The sequence below is a fragment of the Dokdonella sp. genome (genome assembly GCF_039926425.1).
Taxonomy (GTDB): domain Bacteria; phylum Pseudomonadota; class Gammaproteobacteria; order Xanthomonadales; family Rhodanobacteraceae; genus Dokdonella_A.
The window spans coordinates 1-3642 of record NZ_JBDSWZ010000025.1; the positions used below are offsets into that span (position 1 = coordinate 1).

Below are 3642 nucleotides of genomic sequence, written 5' to 3' on the forward strand. Positions count from 1 at the left end.
GACCATGCGCGCGTCGGCGAGTCCATTGGCGCGTTCCGCCTGCTGCGCCTGATCGGCACCGGTGGCATGGGCGCGGTGTATCTCGCCGAGCGCAAGGTCGACAACTTCGTGCACCGCGTTGCGCTGAAGATCGTGCGGGGCGAAGGCGTGTCCGCAGCTGCGCGCGAACGCTTCGAGCGCGAGCGGCAGATCCTCGCCAATCTCGTGCACCCGAACATCGGCATCCTGTTCGAAGGCGGGCAGACCGACGATGGTCAGCCGTACTACACGATGGAATATGTCGACGGGGTTGCGATCACCGACTACTGCCGCGATCATGCACTCGACGTCGATCAGCGCATTCGCCTGCTCATCGATGTTGCGAGCGCGTTGTCCCATGCGCACCAGAACCTGATCGTCCATCGCGACATCAAGCCATCCAACATCCTGGTCACGACCGAGGGACGCGCCAAGCTGCTCGACTTCGGCATTGCCAAGCGCGTCGGTGGCAGCGAGGAATCCGCGACGCATGGTGCGTTCGGCCCGATGACGCCGGAATACGCGGCGCCCGAGCAGTTCCGCAACGCGCCGATCACCGTGGCAACCGATGTCTACCAGTTCGGCGTGTTGTGCTTCCGCGTGCTCACCGGCAGCCGCCCGTATCGGGTGGACGCGAGTGACGGCGCCGCGTGGGCGCGTGCCGTCACCACTGCCGAACCGACCTTGCTGCCGCGCGCGCTCGACGCATCGGATGCAAGCCGTGCATGGAAGCAACCGACCAATATCCTGCGCGTGAAACGGCAGCTCGGCGGCGATCTCGACGCAGTCGTGCGCAAGATGCTGGCGAAGGAGCCCTCGCAGCGCTACCACTCGATGGATGCGCTGATCGCCGACCTGCGTGCGGTGCTGTCCGGGCGCCCGGTGTCGGCGCAACGCGCGGGCGCACTGTATTTCGCGCGGCGCTTCGTCGCGCGCCGACCGCTTGCCGTCGCCACCGCGGTCCTCACCGCGCTGGCCCTGATTGCCGCGACAACCATCAGCATCCTTGCCGCGCGCCGCGCCGAGCAGGAGGCGCATCGCGCGGAAGTCACCAACAAATTCCTGATCTCCGCACTTGATCTCACCGATCGTTTCAGCAGCAACAACCGCGGCGACTCGACTCTCGCCGACGTGCTCGAACGCGCGGTCGTCCAGGCCGACACCGAACTGAAGAACGAGCCCGACCTGCGCGCGGATGTCCTCACGCAATTGAGTCGTGGCCTGCAGAACCGCGGCAAGCTGGTCGCCGCGATCGCTGCTGCGCGCGAAGCGCTCGACATCCGTTCCGCCATGCCCGGCGCAGCCACCGCGGTGCAGCGCGCCGCATCGTCGCAGCAACTGGCCAGCGTGGAGATCGAGAACGGCAATCTCGACGAGGCGACGGCGCATCTCGAAGCGACGCTGCGCGATCTCGTCAGCGCGGGCGATCAGGACGCGGCGTTGATCCGCGCCTACACCAGCCTTGGCAAGCTCACGAGCATGCGCGGCGATGCGGACGGCTCGCTGCGCTGGTACCAGAAGGTGCTGTCCTTGCGCGAAGGCCTGTCCGGCGATCACGCCGCCGACCTTGCAATGGATTACAGCAACCTCGGCACCGGCCTGTACAACCTCAGCCGGTTCGCTGAAGCCAATGACGCTTACGTCCGGGGCATCGATCTGCTGAAGAAGACGTTCGGCGACGATCATCCACGCATCGGCTTCGTCCGCTACGGACAGGTCCTTACGCTGACCCAACTGGGACGCTTCGACGAAGCGCGGGCAACAGCGGTCGCCTCGCAGGCGTCACTCGAGAAAGGCGTGACGCCCGGCACCGTCAACCCCGGATCGGTCAACATCGATCGAGCGCTTGCGCTGCTCGACTATCTCACCAGCGACTACGCGAGTGCATTGCGCCATGTCGATGCGGCAATCGCCCAGACGCGAAGTGCGAGCCCGGTGAGCCTCGCCGGCACGCTGGTGTTGCGCGGGCGCATCGAGCTTGCGCAAGGCCATGCCGACCGCGCCGCCGACACGTTTGCCGAATCGGAGCGGCTCTTCGTGCAGAACGGCCGCGACTCGCACGGGCAGCGCTGGTATGCCGCAGGGCTCAATGGCGTCGCCCGCGCGCGCATCGGCGATGTGGCGGCCGGCGACGCGGCACTCGACAACGCACTCGCGAAGCTCGGCGCCGATGGCATGCATGTTGGCTTCGAGCAAGCCGATCTTGCGTTGTACGCGGGCGCCGCGGCGCGCCGGCGCGGCGACGTTGGCCGCGCGTTGACTTTGCACCGCCTCGCCGCCGAGCTGCAGAAGCGTATTGGCTGGTTGGGCGAGCTCGGGCAGGCATGGGTCGACGCCGAGTTGTCCGAGGACGGCCAGCATCCCGATGCCGACGTGGAAGCGCGCGAACAGTCAGCGCGTCGAGCACAGAACAGCCGCGCGATCCTGCAGCGCATCGCCCCACACGACCCGCGCCTGTCCGACCTCGCGACGACCCCGTAGGCCGCACGCGCTCCACGCGGCCGGCGCTCTGCGTGACCGATTGAGCGCGCGCCCAACGCCCATGTGCGTGCACGCGAAATGAACGTTTCGCCTTTCCGCCACTCCAAAGCGCTGGCCGCCAAACGCGGCGTCCGGCCTCCGGCGTCGACGCACGCTGCGCGGCCGGCGCTGCCTTGGACGCCGCGCATTGGACGCATCCCACATCACCTGTCAGCCTCACGATCCCGCCCCGGAGTTGCCATGCACGCACTCGTCATCATCGGCCGCATGCCAGGTTCGCGCGACGCGTCCGATGCCGCGGTGCAGGGCGCTGCAATCCTCGGCTTGAGCGAAGACGCCTTTGCGACACAGGTGATCGCCGCCGCACCGGTCACCGCGCGCGAATCGCCCGATGCCGACTCACTGAAACTCTTGCAGCAACGACTCACCGCCGGCGGCATCGAGTCCAACGTCGTTCCTTCCGACGGCATCGCGTGGCAGATCGAACTGGACGGCGTCTCACGCGGCCCGGTTCCGCTTGCGTGGCTCGAATCGGAAGTGCGCGCTGGCCGACTCGACGCAGGCGCGCGCGTGCGGCGCACAAGCAACCCGTCGTGGCTGCCGCTGACCAGCGTCGTTTCGGCTGACCCCTCGCATCCGATCGATCCGGCGGCGACGCAACCGAACCCCGCAGTCCCGCCCGACATGCTCGAGGCCGCACGACTCTTCATTGGCGCGAACCACGCGTTCTACCTGCGCAGCTGGGGCATCGAAGGGTCCGGCGGCCATGCCTGGAACTGGCCAGCATTTTTCCTCGGGCCCTCGTGGCTGCTCTACCGGAAGATGTACGGTTACGCGTTCGCGTGGCTCGCGTTTGCTGTGGTCGAGTCGCTGATCGAAAGCCGGCTCGACGTATCGACCGTGCTGTCGTGGGCGATCAGCATCGCCGTCAACGTGTTGATCGCGACGGCTGGCAACGCGCTCTACCGCAAACATTTCGAACGCGCGATCCGAACGCTGTCGCCCGGTCGCGATCTCGCGCGTCTTCGCGTCGCGCTGGTCAAGGACGGCGGTACGAATCCGGCCGGCGCAATCCTGTGGAGCGTCCTGTTCGGCCTGGTACTGTTGGCGATCCAGATGGTCGGCGTGGATTTCGGAATGGGT

At 67.1% G+C, this 3642-nt stretch carries 2 protein-coding genes; both read left to right on the top strand.

What is annotated here, in order from left to right:
- Positions 1–2499, top strand: a 2499-nt coding sequence (locus ABIV12_RS01520) for a serine/threonine-protein kinase (protein WP_348055518.1), incomplete at its 5' end; no start/stop codon positions are given.
- A 240-nt stretch (positions 2500–2739) separates the two neighbouring features.
- On the top strand, positions 2740–3642 hold a 903-nt coding region (locus ABIV12_RS01525), incomplete at its 3' end, for a DUF2628 domain-containing protein (RefSeq protein WP_348055520.1).